16 protein-coding genes are annotated in these 20,192 nt (G+C 48.1%); 5 read left to right on the top strand and 11 right to left on the bottom strand.

Annotated features, from left to right (window positions below; all coding sequences use genetic code 11):
- The first annotated feature begins 51 nt into the window (after positions 1-51).
- Entirely contained in the window at positions 52-1,449 is a 1,398-nt protein-coding gene (gene fumC / locus C504_RS0100945) for a class II fumarate hydratase (RefSeq protein WP_018687418.1), read from the top strand.
- Between the two features lie 28 nt (positions 1,450-1,477).
- Here fumC and C504_RS0100940 read toward each other — a convergent pair whose 3' ends face one another.
- Positions 1,478-2,371: a LysR family transcriptional regulator gene (locus C504_RS0100940; protein ID WP_026317106.1), complete on the bottom strand. Its 894-nt coding sequence runs from the start codon at positions 2,369-2,371 to the stop codon at positions 1,478-1,480.
- Between the two features lie 98 nt (positions 2,372-2,469).
- Here C504_RS0100940 and C504_RS0100935 point away from each other — a divergent pair, with 98 nt between their 5' ends.
- Entirely contained in the window at positions 2,470-3,966 is a 1,497-nt protein-coding gene (locus tag C504_RS0100935) for a CoA-acylating methylmalonate-semialdehyde dehydrogenase (protein ID WP_018687416.1), read from the top strand.
- Positions 3,967-4,122: 156 nt separating this feature from the next.
- Here C504_RS0100935 and C504_RS0100930 read toward each other — a convergent pair whose 3' ends face one another.
- The 3 genes from C504_RS0100930 to C504_RS0100920 all read right to left on the bottom strand — a co-directional run bounded on the left by C504_RS0100930 (position 4,123) and on the right by C504_RS0100920 (position 8,649).
- Positions 4,123-5,685 (bottom strand): sulfatase family protein, encoded by a 1,563-nt coding sequence (locus C504_RS0100930; RefSeq protein ID WP_018687415.1) that lies wholly within the window; start codon positions 5,683-5,685, stop codon positions 4,123-4,125.
- Positions 5,682-7,574 (bottom strand): TRAP transporter permease, encoded by a 1,893-nt coding sequence (locus tag C504_RS0100925; protein ID WP_018687414.1) that lies wholly within the window; start codon positions 7,572-7,574, stop codon positions 5,682-5,684. The genes C504_RS0100930 and C504_RS0100925 overlap by 4 nt, the downstream gene beginning before the upstream one ends.
- A gap of 70 nt (positions 7,575-7,644) precedes the next feature.
- The gene (locus C504_RS0100920) at positions 7,645-8,649 is read right to left on the bottom strand and encodes a TAXI family TRAP transporter solute-binding subunit (protein WP_018687413.1); all 1,005 of its coding nucleotides are present in this window, start codon (positions 8,647-8,649) and stop codon (positions 7,645-7,647) included.
- A gap of 114 nt (positions 8,650-8,763) precedes the next feature.
- Between C504_RS0100920 and C504_RS0100915 the strand changes: the two genes are divergently transcribed.
- Positions 8,764-9,672 carry a LysR family transcriptional regulator gene (locus C504_RS0100915; RefSeq protein WP_018687412.1) on the top strand — a complete coding sequence of 303 codons (909 nt, stop codon included), beginning with the start codon at positions 8,764-8,766 and terminating at the stop codon, positions 9,670-9,672.
- A 39-nt stretch (positions 9,673-9,711) separates the two neighbouring features.
- Here the strand turns inward: C504_RS0100915 and C504_RS0100910 are convergent, their stop codons facing one another.
- On the bottom strand, positions 9,712-10,986 hold the full coding sequence (locus tag C504_RS0100910) for a ribulose-bisphosphate carboxylase large subunit family protein (protein ID WP_018687411.1): 1,275 nt from the start codon (positions 10,984-10,986) through the stop codon (positions 9,712-9,714).
- On the bottom strand, positions 10,983-12,347 hold the full coding sequence (locus C504_RS0100905) for a four-carbon acid sugar kinase family protein (protein ID WP_041951523.1): 1,365 nt from the start codon (positions 12,345-12,347) through the stop codon (positions 10,983-10,985). The genes C504_RS0100910 and C504_RS0100905 overlap by 4 nt, the downstream gene beginning before the upstream one ends.
- Positions 12,348-12,477: 130 nt before the next feature.
- Between C504_RS0100905 and C504_RS0100900 the strand changes: the two genes are divergently transcribed.
- Together C504_RS0100900 and nanR are read left to right on the top strand one after the other, a co-directional pair.
- Positions 12,478-13,305, top strand: coding sequence for a phosphogluconate dehydrogenase C-terminal domain-containing protein (locus C504_RS0100900; RefSeq protein WP_026317105.1), 828 nt, complete (start codon positions 12,478-12,480; stop codon positions 13,303-13,305).
- Positions 13,306-13,388: 83 nt separating this feature from the next.
- Positions 13,389-14,114 (top strand): transcriptional regulator NanR, encoded by a 726-nt coding sequence (gene nanR / locus C504_RS0100895; protein ID WP_018687408.1) that lies wholly within the window; start codon positions 13,389-13,391, stop codon positions 14,112-14,114.
- A 5-nt stretch (positions 14,115-14,119) separates the two neighbouring features.
- Here the strand turns inward: nanR and C504_RS0100890 are convergent, their stop codons facing one another.
- From C504_RS0100890 to C504_RS0100870, 5 genes are read right to left on the bottom strand one after another with little or no spacing between them, the layout of a single operon-like run.
- Entirely contained in the window at positions 14,120-15,853 is a 1,734-nt protein-coding gene (locus C504_RS0100890) for a D-apionate lactonase family protein (RefSeq protein ID WP_018687407.1), read from the bottom strand.
- Positions 15,850-16,866 (bottom strand): Gfo/Idh/MocA family protein, encoded by a 1,017-nt coding sequence (locus C504_RS0100885; RefSeq protein WP_018687406.1) that lies wholly within the window; start codon positions 16,864-16,866, stop codon positions 15,850-15,852. Before C504_RS0100885 ends, C504_RS0100890 begins: the two co-directional genes overlap by 4 nt.
- A gap of 9 nt (positions 16,867-16,875) precedes the next feature.
- Complete coding sequence (locus C504_RS0100880; RefSeq protein WP_018687405.1) at positions 16,876-17,937, bottom strand: ABC transporter permease; 1,062 nt, start codon at positions 17,935-17,937, stop codon at positions 16,876-16,878.
- The gene (locus tag C504_RS0100875; RefSeq protein ID WP_018687404.1) at positions 17,937-19,478 is read right to left on the bottom strand and encodes a sugar ABC transporter ATP-binding protein; all 1,542 of its coding nucleotides are present in this window, start codon (positions 19,476-19,478) and stop codon (positions 17,937-17,939) included. Before C504_RS0100875 ends, C504_RS0100880 begins: the two co-directional genes overlap by 1 nt.
- Positions 19,475-20,125, bottom strand: a complete 651-nt coding sequence (locus tag C504_RS0100870; protein ID WP_018687403.1) for a DUF2291 family protein — start codon at positions 20,123-20,125, stop codon at positions 19,475-19,477. Before C504_RS0100870 ends, C504_RS0100875 begins: the two co-directional genes overlap by 4 nt.
- Between the last annotated feature and the right edge of the window lie 67 nt (positions 20,126-20,192).

Genomic DNA, 20,192 nt, shown 5'->3' with positions numbered 1-20,192 from the left:
CTGCCACATTGCTTCTGTTAGGATGGTCCTGTGACTACAAAGGAGATCATCATGCAGAAAGAAACCCGTACCGAAACAGATTCTTTCGGCTCCTTAGAAATCCCCCATTACAAATATTACGGAGCGCAAACAGCCCGCTCCTTGCGCAATTTTCCTATTGGCACGGAAAAGATGCCCCGCCCGATCATTCATGCTCTTGGCATTATCAAACAGGCAGCAGCTCGCGTGAACACCGCGCAAGGCAAGCTAAAGCCAGAGATTGCCAATGCGATTGTAGAAGCATCGAGCGAAGTTATCGACGGTGTGCTTGATGATCATTTTCCGCTGGTTGTCTGGCAGACCGGTTCTGGCACGCAAACAAACATGAACGCCAATGAGGTGATTGCAAACCGCGCCATTGAGATTCTTGGCGGCAAAATAGGCTCCAAAGATCCGGTTCATCCCAACGATCATTGCAATATGAGCCAATCTTCTAACGACACTTTTCCAACAGCGATGCACATTGCCGCTGCACGCGAGATCAACGCTACGCTCATTCCTGCACTTTCACACCTGCATTCAGCGCTGGAGATAAAAGCGCAAGAGTGGTCTGACATTGTGAAGATTGGCCGCACACATACGCAGGATGCAACGCCGTTGACGCTTGGCCAAGAGTTTGGCGGTTATGCAGCGCAGGTCAAAGCTGGCATTAAGCGCATAGAGCAAACGATGGGCGGCCTCTATGAACTCGCACAAGGCGGCACAGCTGTTGGCACGGGCCTTAATACAACCGAAGGCTTTGCAGAAGCATTTGCCATGGAAGTCGCAACGATCACCGACTTGCCGTTTATAACAGCGCCCAACAAGTTTGAAGCATTAGCGGCGCATGATGCCTATGTTTTCACCCATGGCGCACTCAACAGTGTTGCCATGTCCTTGTTTAAAATCGCCAATGATATTCGTTTTTTAGGGTCCGGTCCGCGTTCAGGCCTGGGTGAATTATCCTTGCCAGAAAATGAGCCCGGTTCGTCAATCATGCCGGGCAAGGTAAACCCCACGCAGTGCGAAGCCTTAACAATGGTTTGCGTGCAAGTTCACGGCAACAACGCGGCGATGTCTTTTGCTGGCAGTCAGGGCCATTTTGAGCTTAATGTTTATAAACCGCTCATGGCCAACACCATGCTGCAATCTATAGCGCTGCTTGCCGATGCATCACGAAGCTTCACCGACCGCTGCGTCATTGGCATTGAGCCCAACCGTGAGAACATAGAGAATCTCATGCAGCGCTCTTTAATGCTTGTCACCGCACTTGCGCCGCAAATTGGTTATGACAAAGCCACGGAAGTCGCAAAGAGCGCGCATAAGAATGGCACCACATTAAAAGAAGAGGCCGTGCGGCTGGGCTACGTTACCCAAGAAGAATTCGACACATTGGTAAAGCCTGAAAAAATGATTAGCCCGTCACGTTAGGTGGCGGCCAGTTCAGATTTCGCGCCTATTAAAGCTTGGGACGCTCAAACGGTATCGAGCTTTGCTCAATCGCATTTCTTAGAAATGTAGTCCCCGCTTTAATACGCGCGATACCATGCAAATCTTCGTGGTGCGCCATCCAATAGGAGCGCGTCACGCGCAGTGCTGGCAAGACTGGAACCAAATCCGTATCGGAGGCCGCCAGATAATCGTGCAAAATACCAATGCCTGCCCCTGCCCTTACAGCCTCCATCTGCCCTGTGGCGCTTGATATTTCCAAAGATGATTTCCACTTGCTTGAAAATTCATTTTCAAATGCAAGTTCAGGCGAATAAACCAAATCAGCCACATAGCCGATCAAGCGGTGATCTAATAAATCAGCGGCACTTTCAGGTCGCGCGAATTCACTCAAGTATTCTTTGCTTGCATAAAGGCTAAGGGAATAGTCCGTTAGTTTTTGCGCAATCAATCGGCCGGTTTTGGGCTGCCCAATAACGATTGCAATATCGGCCTCACGCTGCGAAAGCGAAAACATGCGTGGTACTGGTACAAGCTGCACGTTCAATTGTGGATGTTCGCGGATCAAGCCATAAATGCGCGGCGCGAGAAACGACACACCAAAACCATCAGGCGTTCCAATGCGCAATGTGCCTGATATTTGCGGCGAATCCACCTTCAAATCCGCTTGAGCTTGTAGATAGCCTGCCTCAATGATATCCAGCGAGCGCAAAAGCTTCTCGCCTTCATGGGTCAATTGGCAACCATTTGTGCGCCGGATCAAAAGACTAACCCCCAACGATTTCTCAAAGCTAGCCATACGGCGGCTCAAGGTGGCCTGATTGATGCCAAGCGCTTTAGACGCGGCAAGCATTTGCCCTGCTCTGGCAATTGCCAGAAATAACCGTCCATCATCCCAGTTCATGCGCAACCCCTTATGCGTTTTTGCATAACGAGTTTGATTATTATCAAATTTCAATGAAATTTTCTACATGCAATAACAAGTTCAAAGGAGAATTACCCATGAAAACGATTTCGCATTATATTGACGGAAAACCATATGCTGGTAACTCAGAACGCACACAGCCTGTGTTCAACCCAGCAACGGGCCAAGTTGGCTCACAAGTAACACTTGGCACACCGCAGGACATCGACACAGCAGTTGCAGCGGCAAAACGCGAATTCCCAGCTTGGTCAAAAATGCCTGCGCTACGCCGTGCACGTATTCTAGACAAGTTCAAAAACATTCTTTGGGAACGCATGGATGAAATGGCAGAAGCCATTACATTGGAACACGGCAAGACATTTGACGATGCTAAAGGCGAAGTCACACGCGGACTAGAAGTCGTTGAATATGCGACCGCTGCGCCGACACTTCTAAAAGGCGACTTTTCTGAAAATGTCGGCTCTGGCGTTGATAGCTATAACGCACGCCAAGCACTCGGTGTTGTTGCTGGCATTACACCGTTTAACTTTCCGGCAATGGTGCCAATGTGGATGTTCCCCGTTGCACTTGCTTGCGGCAACACATTCATCTTGAAGCCATCAGAACGCGATCCATCCGCCTCTTTGTTGATGGCACAATGGCTGTCAGAAGCTGGTCTTCCAGATGGCGTATTCAACGTTGTTCAAGGTGACAAAGAGGTCGTCGACGCGATCCTTGCGCATCCTGATGTGAAAGCGATTTCATTCGTTGGTTCAACGCCAATCGCGAAATACATTTACATCACGGGCATCACGAACGGCAAACGGGTTCAAGCGCTTGGCGGTGCAAAGAACCACGCAATCATCATGCCTGACGCCGATATGGATATGGCCGCAAATGCAATCATGGGCGCAGCCTATGGTTCTGCTGGCGAACGCTGCATGGCAATCTCGGTCATCGTTCCCGTTGGAGAAGGCACAGGCGACAAAATCGTTGCTGCGCTCAAGCCAAAAGTTGAAGCGTTGCAAGTTGGCCCTGGTCTTGATTCAGAAAGCGAAATGGGTCCGCTTGTCACAAAACAACATCAAGAAAAGGTTCTATCCTATATTGATGCGGGCGAAGCTGAAGGTGCAAACCTTGTTGTTGACGGACGCGGTTTCAAACAAACGAAACAAGGCTATGAAGACGGCTACTATGTCGGCGGCACACTGCTTGATAATGTAACAAGCGACATGTCTGTCTACCGTGATGAAATCTTCGGCCCTGTTCTTTCAGTTGTGCGCAAAGATACTTTTGCAGACGCGGTCGATCTTATTCATGGTCATGAATATGCAAACGGCACTTCGATCTTCACACGTGATGGTGAAGCTGCTCGCAACTTCGCACAGAACATTGAGGTCGGTATGGTTGGTATCAATGTGCCTATTCCAGTACCAATGGCGTTCCACTCATTTGGTGGTTGGAAAGCGTCTATTTTTGGTGATCACGCGATGCATGGCGCAGAAGGCGTGCGGTTCTACACACGCATCAAAACAACGACCATGCGCTGGCCAAAAACACTTGATGCCGAGTTTAAAATGCCAACACTTGGCTAAACTTACATCATTGTGAATTACTAATCGTACTGCTTAAATTGAGCGGTGCGATTTCCTTTGGTGGTATACACATACATGCAATAGAAATATAAACACATCTTTCATAGAAACGATTTCTCTGTGTAAGAAAATGCTCTTACGCCCCGATAAATACGATCAGGCGCGCATAATTGCACGTGGACTTTCATCCATATTCACCGTCAGCATCTCGCTTAAGCGGTACAATAAATCACTTTTAATGGCGGCATGTTGGCTACTATCCCAAAGATTGTGTAGATGATGGGGATCGTTTGCCGTTGAATAAAGTTCGCCAAAATCTTCGTTTGCATAGACAGTAAGTCGGTATTGCGGTGTGTAAATCGTTCTGGTTCGAGCAGCCTTACTCAACCCCATTCTTGGACCGTTATCATTAAATTCTATAAGAACAGCATCGCGGCCATCTTGGGTTTTAATGTCGTTTAGAAGGTCTCTTCCTTGCATTCCGAAATAAGGGGTCACACCTGCTCTATTGAGTATTGTTGTCCCTATATCAACACTGCTCGCCAGCGTCTCAGTCTCACCTTTCGGTCCACCAAATGGGTCAGCCCAAATAAATGGCACGTGATGAATTGATTGTCGTATCCAAGGCCCCTTAAGCAATAAATTGGCATCGCCGAGATAATCGCCGTGGTCGGACGTAAATATGACGATAGTATCTTCATCTAATTTTTCCTGCGACAGCGTGTCGAGTATGTGGCCAACGGAATCATCGATCATGGCAATCATACCCGCTGTCAACGCCATCGCTTCTTTACAATGCTGATCGGTCGCAGCGATTGCCTCTTGAGGTGTTGCAGGCTTTTCACCTTTTAGCAGCTGATCTTGAGTGTATTGAAGTGGGAATGGTGCTTCAGCGAAATCTTCATATCGCGTCGTCAGCTCAAACTCATCAGGATGATATTTATCCCAATAATCCCCTGGTGGATTGAATGGGTGATGCGGATCAGGAAATGACACGAATAAGAAAAATGGCTTATCTTCATCGCGGCTATTTTCAAGCCATTCGCAGGTTCGGTTTTCAATATAGCGCGTGGGATATAATTCGGTAGGCAGCCGCGTGCGCTTGGCCTGCTCACATGTATAATTGTGAGGCAGTTGGTTTTCTGGATCACATAATTCTTGCCAGTTAGGTGCTTGCTTTCGAAGCCATTGGATATAATGCCCCCCCGCAGTATCGCCATGACCTGTGACCATATCGATATAGTCATAACCATAATAAGGAACAGGAAAGTCTAAAGTGTCTGCTTCTTCGTAGTGGTTTGGGCTTTCAATATCGAGACCAGAAAAATCCTGTTTCCAAGCTTCAAGAGCAGGTGCATCAGAATTTGGATCGCTCACACGGGATAGCTTAGCGCCTGTAAATGGCTGCAAATGTGATTTACCAATCGCTGCGGTTTGATAACCACCCTCTTTAAGCATCTCAACAAATGTCCGCGCCTTGGGAGACAGCGCACATCCATTATATTTTAACCCATGAACACTTGGGTATCGCCCGGTTAAAATGCTTGCTCTATTGGGCATGCAGACAGGCGCTGCAGTATGAAATTCTGTAAAACGAACCCCACGTGCGGCAAGTCGGTCAATGTTAGGCGTTTTTAATACCGGATGGCCTGCACATCCCAGCCAATGAGCACAATGCTGATCGGTGACAATAAAAACAAAGTTAGGTTGTTTTGTCATTTGGCTATCGCATCTGAATTTAATGATTTGGGCGAATAGTATCGGCGCAAAATGAATGCGGCGCCGAGCAATAATGCGATCCATGGGATAATCGGTTGACCAGAAATCAACACAAGACCCAGAACCAATGTAGTCAATCGTTCAACCCGTGATAAAGGCTGACGGTCAACCCCGATCAGCGCACTGCTGACGAGATACATTGCAAAGGATAAAAAGACCAATGCGATTATAATCTCAAAAAATGGCGGAACAGGACCGCTACCGCCGAGCGTCAGCGCAGGGTTATAAACAAATGCAAATGGCAAAAGAAAAATCATCGCACCAACGCGCGAGCTCTGCACTGACGTTTTTATAGGTTTACCGCCAGCGATTGCAGCTGCGGCATAGGATGCAATCGCCACAGGTGGCGTGATAACCGATGCGACACCAAAGGTGAAAACGAACATATGTGCGGTCAAAAGGTCGAGCCCCATTTTCTGAAGCGTAGTCCCCATTACCGCAATAATCGCGATATAGGCTGGTAAAGTTGGCATTCCCATGCCCAACACAATGCAGCCAACTGCAGAAATCATAAGAGCGATAATAAGCGCGTTACTTGCAGCATCAAGCAAAAGTACGGAAAGTTTAGATGGCAGCCCTGTTGCAGAAAGCGTTGCAACGACTACACCAACAATGGCCGTTGCGCTGATTAACCTTGCAACGGTAACACCGCCATTCGACAGAGAAGTAACCAGTCTTGCAGGCGATTTCCTCACATCCTCATTAATGAAGCTGAGCGGAATAAGCAGAAAGATAGCGCTGATTGATGCGCCTGCAGGCGACATGCCGCGCAACAATAACCATACGATGGTTGCCAGCGGAGCAAAAACAAGAATGAGGTTTACCCAGTCCTGTGTGCGTGGCACCGGCGTGTCTTCGACGGCAGTAACTTTTATTTTAAGACGCTGAGCTTCAAAGCTAACAGTAAGAAATAGGCTCGCATAATATGCAATCGCTGGGATGATAGCCACCTTCATCACAGTTACATAACTGACGCCAACAATATCAGCCATGATGAGTGCGGCTGCGCCCATTATAGGTGGAAGAATTTGACCTCCCGTTGAAGCCGCGGCCTCTACAGCACCTGAGAATTCGGAAGAGAACCCACGTTTTTTAATCATCGGAATAGTGACGACACCTGTGCCAACGACATTGGCGACAGCGCTGCCAGATACTGCACCAAAAAGCGCAGATGACGCAATTGCCGCATATGCTGGACCGCCGCGCATACGCCGCATGTAGTAAAATGCTATGCGTATCATTGAGCTGCCAGCGCCTATGCCTTCAAGGACTGCGCCCAGCACAATAAAGGGAAGAACAGTTGTCGACACAACACCTAAAATATTACCGAGAATTCCCTGGTCTATGCTGTACCAAAGATTGCCTGAAATGATTTCTGTCAGATCGCCCGTGCCTGTTCGCATGACACCGGGCCAATACTGACCTGTCGTCAAATAAAGCGCGGCCAAAGCGCCTATGATGGCAATAGGAAGTCCCCACAGCCTCAAACCCAAATACAAGGTCACAGCTAAAGCTGCGAGCGAAATCCACATTTCACGGTTTGAGAAAAAGAAAACAGAATCTTCTAGAATGAGACCAATACGATAGCTATCCCAACATGCATAGCTCGTCAAAGCTACACAAATCACGGTCATAATCGAGTTGAATTTTGATGGGCGGTTCATCCAGATTACCGTCAGGACACCCATGACACAAAGCCAGTAAAGGAACGGCCGATACCATGCCAGTTCAAACGGTCCAATCCGTGGAAGCACATCGTAAGTTGGCATAACATTCACCAAGCCAACCAACGTAATGAGCAGCCCAATAGCGTAGCTTATGTATTTCATCGCACGAACCTTGCTTCAGGACAGCTATTGTTTGCGCTCCAAACAGAGCGCAAACATCAATCAATTCAGATCACATAAGGTCTTCTGGGATATTGATCCCTTTTTCCTTATAATAGCGAATTGCACCCGCATGTAATTTTGCAGTTATCCCGAACAAAGGCTTACTTTCATCTTGAGACTTTAGAAGCGCATTGGATTGTTTCATCTCTGGCAAAGCATCAAAATAAGCTTTCGTGAGATTATATGCAGCCTCCTCAGACATCGATGCATTCGTAACAATCATCATGGATGTTGCCGCGGCATCAATGGAATCGGTGCTGTTCACCACCGCATCACCATATGTCCCCGATGGTATGTTTACGCCGGTCACGCCGGATTGATTTTCGTAGGTCTTCCACGAATCCGTTTCTGTCAAACCTTCGGGCAAGCCTAGAAGGCGAACTGCACGTTGAAGGCCAAGCTCCGTAATGCTTTGAGAGCCAACAGGAAAATATGCGACATAGACATCATACTGACCGTCTTGAAATCCTTGAGTCGCTTGCCCCCATGGCAACTTGATAGCTTCATAATCTACGTCTGCCTTCAAACCAGATGCAGCTTCGATCATGCCTGTTGTTTGCCCCGCAGCCGCGCCCGCTGGTGGTCCAATAAATACGCGTTTGCCGCGTACATCTTCCCAATTTTTAATTGAGCTGTCTGCCCAAACTGTTGGATGCATAGTGCTGCCTTGAAAAGCAAAAAGTGCGCGCACATTTTTCGCTAATTCCATCGACTGCTCAGCATTGGAAGAATACGGCCCTTTGCCAGCTTGCATTGATTTAAAAGCAGGTGGTGGAGTGACCGCGAGGTCCAATTTTCCGGCCCCCACTTTTAATACTGATTTAGTTAGCACTTGGTCCAACACAACCTGCAAGTCATAGCCAGCTTTTGATGCGTAAGGTGCAAATGATTGTGGAATCAGGCCTGTTGTTGAGGCTGAGCCTCCAGCCTCAATGCTTAACGTTTGTGCGGATACTAATGTAGAAGATACCGCTAATGTTGCAGCTACTAACAGCGATTTGACGACATATTTCATAAAACTCTCCCAAATTTCCTGCACTCCCGATGCAGATCAGATTTAAATGCTTGCATAAAATCTAGCTATAAGTAAAATTTATATTTTAACGTTAGGTATACGTATTATTTAACTATGGAACCAAAGCTACTTAAAGATCTGGCAATTGTTGTAAAAACGGGATCGATTTCACGTGCCGCAGAAAGGCTGGGCATTACCCAACCAACAATGACACGTTCAATTAAGCTCCTCGAAGATAAAACGGGCGAAGCTGTATTAGAACGTACTCGCCATGGTGTGCGCCCAACACAGCTGGGATTAAGATTGGCAGAAATTGGAAACCGCATAATCGACGAATCTGAAAACGCCAATGCGATGATTGACCAGTGGAAATCTGGTTACCGATACGAAGTACGTATTGGGGTTGGCCCGCTTCTACAATTCACAGTTATGGCTGAATTTGTACAAAAATTAGAACATAAGCCAAATCACGTCATTCATTTTAAAACAGGTTCTGCATCCATGCTTTTGCCAGAACTGCAAAAAGGCACGCTTGATCTTTTGCTTGCACCAGCAATGCTTGATTTGGATCAAGCAGGCACAAATCGGGAAACTGTTTTTAGTGACGAAATTCGCGTTGTTGTTGGTAAAAAATCCAAATTCTATGGTGTTAAACGTCTTGTCAGTATGGAAGAATTAAGCGGCGAAAATTGGATTATGTCTGGTGCAGGTGCAGGTCTTTTTATGCCGCAAAATCCTGATGGACTTACCATTCAACCGAGCATGATATTTACAGGTGCGGTCGACCTCGTCGTGCATATGCTCAGGACAACAGATGTCGCCGTGCGCCTGCCCACACGGCTACTTTTATTGAGCGGAGCAATCGACGACGACAATGTATTGAATATTGCCGAAACTCCTGAACTTAGGGATATCGCCGTTTGGTGGCGCGCAGAATCATTGCGTCACCCAGCCGTTCAATCGACATTCGACTCTCTATGTAGATATTATAACACCCTCGATAGCGGTAATGCATCGCCTTAGATTTGCGAAACCATCTTTGCTAACAATAAGGCAAAAGCACTAGGTGAATGGCCCTGCAATTTTAGGTTTTGGAAAATTAGCGATTGCCGCGTGAAGCGGCGTATTTGGTTTTGCATACTGCTCAAGAGGAATGCCTAGACGAGCGGCTTCTGCTGCATCCCGAAGGCTTGTTACGCCATCCGCAGCCCCACCCGGATGGCTCATGATCCCGCCGCCCACACAATATATAAAATCATCATTACCAAGAATTTCACGAGCAGGATCAAGCTGCCAGATAGTTTGGCCTGAAGAATAAACAGGCATGGCAAGATGTTCAGGACCGCCATTATTGGAAATCGGTTGCTGCACAGATCGCGCGGCATGCGCTACAACGTCATCGCTCTCAGTGAATTTATTGGCAAGCCCATTGACGTGAAGATGATCCGCTCCGGCAAGACGCCATAGTTTTTGCATTACATCAAAACTAATACCTATGTCAGGAGAACGAGACATAAGCCCCCACCCTGCACGATGCCCATGGATCAACACTTCACTACGATCACGCACAGCGCGCAATCCTGTCAATCCGACAGACTGAACGCAAACCATTGCACAGGTGGCCTCAACGTTTTTCATTGCATCGAGATTACGCCACATCTGATCAATCTCATCGGTGATATTGACGGCATATAAAACCTGTTTGCCTGTCTTATCACGATAATCATTTATAACGCGCATCACCGCTTCAAGCCGTTCATTAAACGGGCAATTGGGGCCATTTGCTTGGAGTTCATCATCCTTGATGAAATCAATTCCCGCTTCGACCAGTGTTTTGACCAACGACGCCGTCTCCGATGGCGTGTAACCGACACTTGGCTTGATAATCGTGCCGATGAGAGGACCTTTATGCCCCTTCATAAAGTTACGTGTTCCTGCAGCGCCAAATTGCGGCCCAGGATTCTGATTTGCAAAGTCTGCAGGCAGATCGATATTAACAAGTCGAATCGCTGATAGCTGAGCAAGTTCAAAAAGATTGCCAGCTAAAGTCGACAAAAGATTTGGTAGAGATGTCCCTAAATTACCCAGTGGCCAACTTATTGTGACCAAACCACGCTCATAGGTACCGCCTGTTTTTCGGCTAGGTAAAGACGGTTCTTTCGCGGTGCTTGTCTGAATAATTTGCTCAACCCGCGCGCCTGATTTTTCGCGAAACTCATCGGTTTCAGCTGCCAATCTGACAAAAGTGCCTGTCGATTGTTCACCTGCAAGCACATCGGCGGCATGCACCAAGCCAACGGGCGTTTCAATGTCGTAAGTTGCAAAGATGCGCTTCATCGCATTCCTCCTCCGTCGCGTATCCAGCCAAAATAATCAGGACTACCCATCTGCCCACCTTTAAGTGCAAGTTCTAAACCATCCATCGCTCCCTCTGCATGTGCCTTAAAAAGCGAAGCACCTGGAATAGTGGGAGCCAGAGCCGAAAGAGCAAAAATACCGAGCTGCTGTGTGGCATAACCAGATGTATCACCGCCCGAAATGACAGCGCGTCTGATGCCGCTTTTCTCTAGAATACCGCCCAGCGCATCCCCCAAAGAACGTCCGATATTTTCATTAACCTCAGACATGCTTTTGTTAGAATTCAAAACTGCTGTTTTAAAATGCTCAACAGCAGGATCATCAGGCCCCTGTGCTGTAAATATCAAAGGATCTTTGCCTGTTGAAATAGCATCAAGGCTCACGCTAATAATGCGATCAATCTCGCTCTGTAGAGTTTCTGCACTGCCGCAGGCCTTCGTTGCATCAAAGCGAATGCCTGCAAAACCATTAGCGCATGACCAAGCGATCTGCTCTGCTGTGGTTGGAGAAACTGAACCTGATACAGTAACCATGCCGTGCGCGCGTCCAACGCTTACAGGTGGCATTTGTCGCGGCAAAGCCCCTGTCTCGACCCAGTAGCGCACCAAAGCAAATTCGACGCCTTGAGAGCCAACAACAAATTTGTTAGTGTCGCGCTCTTCCCATATCAGCTGCCCAGCCGATGCCTCGCTCTTTGCGTCATGGCAATCCAACGTAAAGACTGAAATCATATCTGCGACGGTGGCGGCCTGCGGCGAATTGGATATAGCAATCTCTTCCAAAGATAAGCACGAAGCTGTAATGCGCTTAGACTGCGCTGCAATATGACGTGCGACATCAGACTCATGCATCGGCGTCACCGGGTGACGGGCCATAACAGGATGACGGTCCAACCGATAAACATCGTCGCCGAGACCTGCAAAAAGATGCCCAAAAACCTGATATCGTCGCATTTGTGGCGCCGCGACTAACACCGGCACAGCTGACGGTTTAATCAGGTCGGCGCCAATCTCAATGGCGCGCCCAATCGAGCCGATCGTCGGGGAAGAATCGAGTGTAGAACATATTTTATAATGAAAAATTTGAGGTTGTAGCGCTAGCAGTGACTGAAAAGCCGAAGGCAAATTGTCATCCATCCAATCGTTGGATTGCGCACGCGCTGTTGAAGCTACACCAATGGCCTGCAAATCAGGATAACGTGCAAGCTGCGCTTCTGTTGGCGTATCAAGAAAGAGCATGGCGGGCAAACCTGCAAAGGACAAAACTTCCATCACCGCAGATGCACCGGTAAAGTCATCTCCATACCAAGCGACGAGAAAGCCTTCAGGAAGTGCGGTCAATTTGAAATCCTTGTATTCACGCCAATTATCTGTAAGTGGCCCTTGACATATTGGCATACTTAGTAGCTTATCATACCAGTTGTCAAATCGATTATCTTGTTGATAAGTGAAATACGAACAGGGGTGTAATGTGACGAAAATTGCGTTGTTTGGAGCTGGTGGAAAAATGGGCGTTCGCCTGTCTAGAAATCTTGCTGCGTCAGATTTTGAAACCGTTCACGTTGAAGTCTCCTCAGAAGGGCGCGAGCGTTTAAAAGCCGAATTGGGCTTCACTTGTCAGGAGCCGGATGTTGCGCTTGATGGTGCTGATGTTATCGTACTTGCGGTGCCTGATACAGTTATAAAAATGGTCGCTGCTTCAATTATTGACAAAGTGCCGTCGGGCGCAATGATTGTATGTTTAGACGCTGCCGCACCTTTTGCAGGGCATCTACCAAAGCGGGATGATGTAACTTATTTTGTTAGCCACCCGTGCCATCCTCCTATCTTCAACGATGAAGAAACAATGGAAGGTCGCAAAGATTACTTCGGTGGAATCGCTGCAAAACAAGGCATTGTAAACGCTCTTATGCAAGGTCCAGAAGCTGATTACGCGCTGGGTGAAAAAGTGGGTAAAACAATTTTTGCTCCTGTCGCACGATCATACCGCGTAACGGTTGAACAGATGGCGTTACTAGAACCAGGTTTATCTGAAACCGTTTGCGCATCGCTGCTGGATGTTATGCGCGAAGCGATGGACGAAGTTGTGGCGCGCGGCGTACCGAAAGATGCAGCGCGAGATTTTCTGCTTGGCCACATGAATATTCTGGGGGCAGTTATCTTCGGTGAAATTGATGGCGTATTTTCTGATGCGTGCAATAAAGCCATCGAGTTTGGCAAACCAGCTTTGATGAGAGATGACTGGAAGCGCGTTTTCGAACCTGATGAAATTGCAGCCAGTATTGAGCGGATCACGTAGACTTGCCTTTATGATCTGCTTATAGCACCAGTTGACAAGTTAAAACTTGGCAATGGCGCCCACGAAAAGAGAAGCGGATTAATATGAGCAAAGTAGACAGCTCCGAAAGCAAAATTGTTCGTCTGAAACTTTCTGATCAAGTTTTTGAAAAGTTACGTGAGATGCTCGCAAGCGGTGAGCTCGCCGCAGGTGACATGGTTCCTTCTGAACGCGCACTAATGGAGCATTTTGGCGTAGGCCGTCCTGCAGTGCGCGAAGCTTTGCAATCGATGCAAAGCAAAGGACTCATCACCATTACGCATGGCGGACGAAGCCGCGTCAATGCGCTGACAGCTGGTGTCGCTTTCAACCAACTTGATGATATCGCAAAACTTTTGCTATCGAGTGAACCTGCCAATATCGACCATCTCAAGCAAGTGCGGCATATTCTTGAACTTGGAACAGTCAGGATTGCAGCACAAAAATGCACTTCTAAAGATGCCTCTGATTTAGCTGAACTTATTGAAGAGCAGCGTTCGCACCTTGGCAATGCCGAAGCATTCATGAAGGCTGACATTGCTTTTCACACACGTCTTGCATCCATGGCGGCAAACCCATTGATTCATTCGATTACGGAAATGATGCTCACATGGCTCTTTGAATATCACTCATCATTGCTTTTATGGTCTGGCCGCGAAGAAACGACATTGAAAGAACACGGCAAGATCCTTGAATTTTTGAAAGCCAACGATGTGGACGGTGCCGAGCGTGCACTAGAAGATCACCTTAATCGATCCGACTCCAACTTTTCATCGACGGCAAAAAGCTAGATTTATTATGGCTCAGCACACCACTGGTAAGGCCCAAGCTTTGCCGTGGCGTGCCCCGTCAGATTTGCTGACAGTACAACCTCCCCCACCCACAATCGTGCCGTTCCATCAGCAATCTCAGCTTTATGAACTGGTTGTCCTGCAAAAGCGGCAAGTTGTTTCAATATCTCAGCTATAGGCCAAAGCCCCTGATCTGCTACGACGCCGCGCGGGCCATAAAGTGCCGCTGGTGTCCACACAGAAACGCCAGCAGGCGCAAGCGCTGCCGCAAGGCCAATCACATAAGCTGCGCCAAACTGCGCCCGGTGACGTGGATCATCATGCGCCATGCAAATACGTTCATTATCAGGGTTTGGTATCGTGCGATTGCCATAAGGGTTTTGGCGCATGGCAATGGTCGCCGGTCCAATACGGTACGCCTTATCACCAATGATAGAGCGCATGGAGCGCGTAATGTGCGGAATAGCCTCAAGCGTTTCCATAACGGACAAATCGTCCGCGGCATGAACAATGGGGCAGAGTCCATGACTTACAAAATCAAGCATCGCTACTGGGGGACGCTTGCGATTGAGTTCTGGAAAGAAACTCACCATCCCGCCGCCACGCGCAATATTGGGAAAAGAACGCGCGGCGGCCTTATGAACAAGATCAAGCGGCGGACACTCTGGCCATTGTGACCCTGGCGGTGTGGACTGTCGATCAACGGCAGGGCAAATGAGAATACTGGACGGCGTAAACCCAGCCTTCTTCATTTGATCAGCAAGCATATTCATTTCAGGTGCTGGGTCTGTCTCGCACCGACAAATCAGCTCAAGATCAAACGCAATATCAGAGCATGCACTTTGCGCCCTCGCAAAAGCCTTAAATTGCGCCTCAGTTTCACCCAATGTTGCATCAAGGTGGCACAGTAATCTTTGAGGATTTACATAAGTAATATCGGCTGGATTGTCTGCCAGACGCAGCGCATCTTCCGGTGTCATAACCAATGCCATTTGGGGGAAGTTTACACGGTCTTCAAACGGTTGCGCCGAGATTAAAGCATCTGCTTTGCTTGGTGCCCATGATAAATTGACAGATTGCTCCAGCGTTTCGCCATCCCCAATCTCATATGGCCAAGGTTTTGCTAAAGGTCGATTGTATGTTTTAAACGACGCATCGCCCCACTGCCGTTGGTCTTCCATCTCAAATGTATCACCGCGAAGCTCGCATGCGACCAAAGCATCGCCAACCTGATGTGTGAGGCCGCTTATATCCATAAAAGGTTGCCACGGTTCAATCAAAAGCGGGAAATTTGCATCTTCGTGAGAACCATCGCTATGATCAACGTGCACAGGATAACCTGCCACATCGGTTATGGGATGCAACACAGTGAATCCTGCCCGGTTGGTTTCAAACGACCCTGTCGCATGTCCCCTCGCCGCCATGGTCAATTTTCCATCATTGGCCTCAATTGTGATTGCAACACTCAAGCGCGCATTATTGCTTGAAAATATCGCGTCGTATCGCACGTGCAACGCGCCGTTTTCTTGCGTAATTTCTTCATTGTCGATCTGCGGTATGAGTGTTCCCCAATCGCGGTTACGGACCAGAAAAGCAATGCCGCGGATAGCCTCAGCGCCATTCAGTCTGATGTGGCGTAAGGCACCATTTTCAAAAGTGAATGACCATGGCCACACCATAAAAGAGCGGCCAACAACAGGCGTTTGTTCCGTTCCAAAAAGTACCAGATTGCTTGTCATATATCTGCGAGTGAAATGGTGCTGCCTTGTGATGCCGAAAGATAGGCTGCCTCGACAAGAGCAAGCGTTTTGAGGTTATCTGCGCCCGAAGTTTCAGGTTCTTTTCCTGCTTTGATACAGTCCACAAAATGCTGCTGAATCGTCAGTACACTTTCTTGTATATTATGCCATGGCTTCTCGGCCCAGGGCAGAACAGGCGGTGAAACATCCTGTTTCTTTTCGTCTGTGGTTTGAACTGTCAATTGATACCCAGCATCCAACCGCAAAGTGCCTTTCGTACCATCAATCTCCAGCAGTGACTGCGGAAATGTTTCCGGCATGCGCTGCGTCGCATAGGAGCAATCGACCACACTTGTCGCCCCGCCCTCATGGCTCAACAACATGGTTGCAACGTCTTCGCCCTTGATGTTTTGGTTCATACGGCGGGTTGTCGCAGAGATTTTTTTTGCATCCCCGAAAAATGCACGGGAAATATCCAATATGTGAATTCCCAGATCTTCAATAATGAACCGTTCTCCTTCGGCCAAATAAGGTTGACCGGAAAACACGTCATAACCTGAACGAAAACTGACACGACCAAAAAAAGGCTCCCCAATCGTGCCAGACCGCACAACATTAAGGGCTGCTTGAATCGGTGATTGCCAACGAAAGTTCTCATGCACCATAAGCGTTTTGCCGGCTGTCTGCGCTGCCTGAACCATCGCACGCGCGTCCTGCATATTTTCAGCAAACGGTTTTTGACAGATGATGTGAACACCTGCTTTCGCTGCCATCTCCACGATAGGGCGATGGGATGCCACTGTGGTGGCCACATCAACAAAATCAAAACCGCCATCGGCAAACATTTGAGCAGCATCGCTATAGGTTCGTTCTATAGAGAACGTTTCAGCGCTTTGATTTAACCTGTCGGCATCACGGTCGCAGAGCGCCACGATCTCAACACCATCAATATCACGCCAAGCGTTAAGCTGGTTTTGTGCAAAAAATCCGCACCCTATCAAAGCGCCCTTCATCATCATCTCCTATTTGTCGATTGCTGCTTGCGCTTGAAGCGCAACGCGAGCCTGAACTCTTTGCTGCGCCTGATCAATTACGACAGCAGCAATGATAACCAGCCCTTTTATAACGGTCTGCCAGAACGATGACACACCCATCATGACCAAACCATCCGACAATACACCGATCACAAATGCGCCGATGATTGTGCCACCGATACGGCCACGGCCTCCCGACATCGAGGTGCCACCAAGAACGGCCGCTGCAATAGCATTGAGTTCGAAGGTGTCGCCTGTTGCTGGGTGAGCCGCGACCAGTTGGGAGGAAATAATGATACCGACCAGAGCCGCGCAGAAACCAGAGAAAATATAGACAAAATATTTGGTTCGATTAACTCTGATGCCAGAGAGGCCCGCTGCACGTTCATTGCCGCCCACGGCATAGATATGACGTCCCAGCGGTGTGCGTGTTGCGATGTAGGCTGCAAGTAAACCGACAACAATAAGCATGCAGATGGAGACAGGAATACCGAGTATCTCTCCTGTTCCAATCCATCGGAAAGTATCTGATCCATACTCAGCATTGCCATTTAGATTTGGAAATGTGCGCCCATCTGAGCTGAGCATTGCTGCGCCTCGCGCCACATAGAGCGTTCCAAGTGTCGCAATGAATGGAGCAACGTTGAGTGTTGTTATAAGAAACCCATTTATGGCCCCGATTGCAACGCCCACAAGTATGACAATAAGACATATTTCTAACGTGTTGAACTGAAGTGACCACCCAAGCCCAATATCAATTCCGTTAAGCAACAGATATCCTGTGACCATACCGCAAAGCCCAACAATAGAACCGACGGAGAGATCAATACCGCCTGAAACAATCACGAATGTCATGCCAATTGCAAGAAACGCATTAAGCGCAACATGCTTGGACATGATGACCATGTTCGCAGTCGATAAAAAGTTTGGGGCGTAAACTGCAAAGAACACGAACACTAAGATAAGAGCAATAAATGTACGTGCCTTGAGTAAAATCAAAAGTGCATCCGTGCTGGACGAAGATGGCGCAGCAATAGTTTGATCGGCCATTATGCTGGCTCCTTATTATCAGTAGTTGTTGTATGACCGATGGCAGATGCTTCAACCAAAGCACCATTTGTGGCTGTTTCGCGGTCGAACTCCCCTGTGATACGCCCGTTGGACATCACCAGAATGCGGTCTGAAAGGGACATGACTTCATCAAGGTCAGACGTCACAAAAATTATACCCAGCCCCTCTGCAGCAAGCTTACGCATAACCCTGAACACCTCAGCTTTCGCTCCAATATCGATGCCGCGCGACGGCTCATCCATGAGCAAAACTTTAGGCCCTGTCATCAAGGCTTTGGAAATAACAACCTTTTGTTGGTTACCGCCTGAAAGCGAAGATACAGCGTTTTCCGGCGATGCAATCTTAATGGTCATGCGTTTGACGAAATCAGCAACGGTGCTTTTCTCGCGCGCAAGGCTCATATGAAAGCCGCGCGTAAACTGCATCAAGCTGGAAAGTGTCATGTTCTCTCTGATGGATAATATTTGAACCAAACCATCATTTTTCCGATCCTCTGGGATCAACGCTAATCCGCGTTTGATGCGTCCTGCGACGGTCTTTTCGCTTAAAAGCTCTCCATCAATGAACAATTTTCCCATTGCTTGCGGATGACGTCCTATTGCGCACTCCAAAAACTCAGAACGGCCAGCCCCCATAAGTCCATATATGCCAAGTATCTCGCCGTGCTTTAATGACAACGAAACATCGTCCACCAGCAATCCGCCGCCTGAACTGCCTAAAGAGACATGCTCGGCACGAAACACTTCTTCACCAAACGGATGTTCAATTTCTTTTGCAAAATCCTTACCACTTTCGCCGATCATATTGCGCACAATCCAATCGACATCGACGCCTTCCATTGATCGGGCACCTGTGATCACACCATCGCGCAACACGGTGATATAATCGCCGATTTTAATCAGCTCTTCCAAGCGGTGAGAAATATAAACAATGCCAACGCCATCGCTTTTTAGATCGTAGATGACTCGGAATAAAATCTCTACTTCTGCAGCAGACAGCGCTGAAGTGGGCTCATCAAGAATGAGAATACGTGCATTGTGCGCAAGTGATTTTGCGATTTCGACAATCTGCTGCTGCCCAACTCTCAAATCACCAACCAGATCGTCTGGATCAATGTCTTGCTCAAGACGTTCCATCAAGGCGCGAGTGCGTTCTCTTTGCGCATTTTTGTCAATATCGATATGGCCACGTGTTTTTTCACGGGCGATAAAAATATTCTCTGCGACTGTTAAGTTTGGAAACAGGTTTAGCTCTTGGAATACGATACCAATTCCGTAGCGCGCAGCCTCTTCAGTGGTTTTGAAAGTAACCTGCTCATCGCCGACAAAAATCTTTCCATCGGTAAGCTGCTCAACGCCGGCAATGACTTTCATCATCGTAGATTTACCAGCACCATTTTCACCCACAAGCACATTTACCGCGCCAAGATGTAGATCAAAATCGGCATCACTAAGCGCGATTGTTCCTGGATAAACCTTGGTTCCATTTCTAATAGACAGACCAATTGGATGTTTCATCATGTCCCCTCGAAGGACAAAGCTGTTGGTACAATCTCAGGAGAAGCCGTGACATTTTTGAATGTGAAAATACCTTCAAAGCTAACCGTTTTACCAACAACATCACCTTCAGGAATTTCGAGCCGTTCATGCGCCATGGCATTCAGTCCACCAGCCAGCTTTGCAAATTCGATTTGATCGCGAAAATTGCTGAATATTAAAAATGGCATCGCGTCGCGTAATGCCGTGCCGCGCACCACGGGTCCAAGCTGGACGGTGACATCTGCTTTGCCGTCCGCATCGGTATCAACCTGAAGCTTAGCAGCGCGACTTTCTGTGTTGCCCTCAATAATCACACCGGAACCACTGACCGCGAAATTCCAAGGGTTTGCCTCACCGTCGGGGCGCAATCCATGTGCCTCACCTGCAGCATCAACATCTTTCGCTAAAGCTGTACGCAAGTCCGTGATCGGCACTAGGTTTTCAGCAACCGCTGACAAGACCTGTGCGTCCCAAATTTCGCGCGCATAATTCGCCATCCGAACGGCATCGGTCAGGCTGCTTTGCTCTTTTTCCGCAGAATTGGGATCAGGATTTTTTACGAGTTTACATCCACCCGTCGCAATGAGCACAGTCAAAGCCACGGCGGAATAAAAGATTGAATGACGCATGGGGCCTCTAATTAAATTGTGAAGAACCCGATAAGAACACCGGGTTCTTCAATTCGGAAGCAGAATG

The organism is Ahrensia kielensis DSM 5890 (genome assembly GCF_000374465.1).
GTDB lineage: Bacteria > Pseudomonadota > Alphaproteobacteria > Rhizobiales > Rhizobiaceae > Ahrensia > Ahrensia kielensis.
The sequence above is the reverse complement of the archived record's forward strand: the minus strand, read 5'-3'. Positions and strand labels throughout refer to the sequence as shown.

Coding starts and splice junctions, on each gene's coding strand:
- C504_RS0100915 (WP_018687412.1), top strand. CDS start 8,764: ATGGAACCAAAGCTACTTAAAGATCTGGCAATTGTTGTAAAAACGGGA.
- fumC (WP_018687418.1), top strand. CDS start 52: ATGCAGAAAGAAACCCGTACCGAAACAGATTCTTTCGGCTCCTTAGAA.
- C504_RS0100870 (WP_018687403.1), bottom strand. CDS start 20,125: ATGCGTCATTCAATCTTTTATTCCGCCGTGGCTTTGACTGTGCTCATT.
- C504_RS0100935 (WP_018687416.1), top strand. CDS start 2,470: ATGAAAACGATTTCGCATTATATTGACGGAAAACCATATGCTGGTAAC.
- C504_RS0100875 (WP_018687404.1), bottom strand. CDS start 19,478: ATGATGAAACATCCAATTGGTCTGTCTATTAGAAATGGAACCAAGGTT.
- C504_RS0100930 (WP_018687415.1), bottom strand. CDS start 5,685: ATGACAAAACAACCTAACTTTGTTTTTATTGTCACCGATCAGCATTGT.
- C504_RS0100910 (WP_018687411.1), bottom strand. CDS start 10,986: ATGAAGCGCATCTTTGCAACTTACGACATTGAAACGCCCGTTGGCTTG.
- C504_RS0100940 (WP_026317106.1), bottom strand. CDS start 2,371: ATGAACTGGGATGATGGACGGTTATTTCTGGCAATTGCCAGAGCAGGG.
- C504_RS0100890 (WP_018687407.1), bottom strand. CDS start 15,853: ATGACAAGCAATCTGGTACTTTTTGGAACGGAACAAACGCCTGTTGTT.
- nanR (WP_018687408.1), top strand. CDS start 13,389: ATGAGCAAAGTAGACAGCTCCGAAAGCAAAATTGTTCGTCTGAAACTT.
- C504_RS0100920 (WP_018687413.1), bottom strand. CDS start 8,649: ATGAAATATGTCGTCAAATCGCTGTTAGTAGCTGCAACATTAGCGGTA.
- C504_RS0100925 (WP_018687414.1), bottom strand. CDS start 7,574: ATGAAATACATAAGCTACGCTATTGGGCTGCTCATTACGTTGGTTGGC.
- C504_RS0100880 (WP_018687405.1), bottom strand. CDS start 17,937: ATGGCCGATCAAACTATTGCTGCGCCATCTTCGTCCAGCACGGATGCA.
- C504_RS0100885 (WP_018687406.1), bottom strand. CDS start 16,866: ATGAAGGGCGCTTTGATAGGGTGCGGATTTTTTGCACAAAACCAGCTT.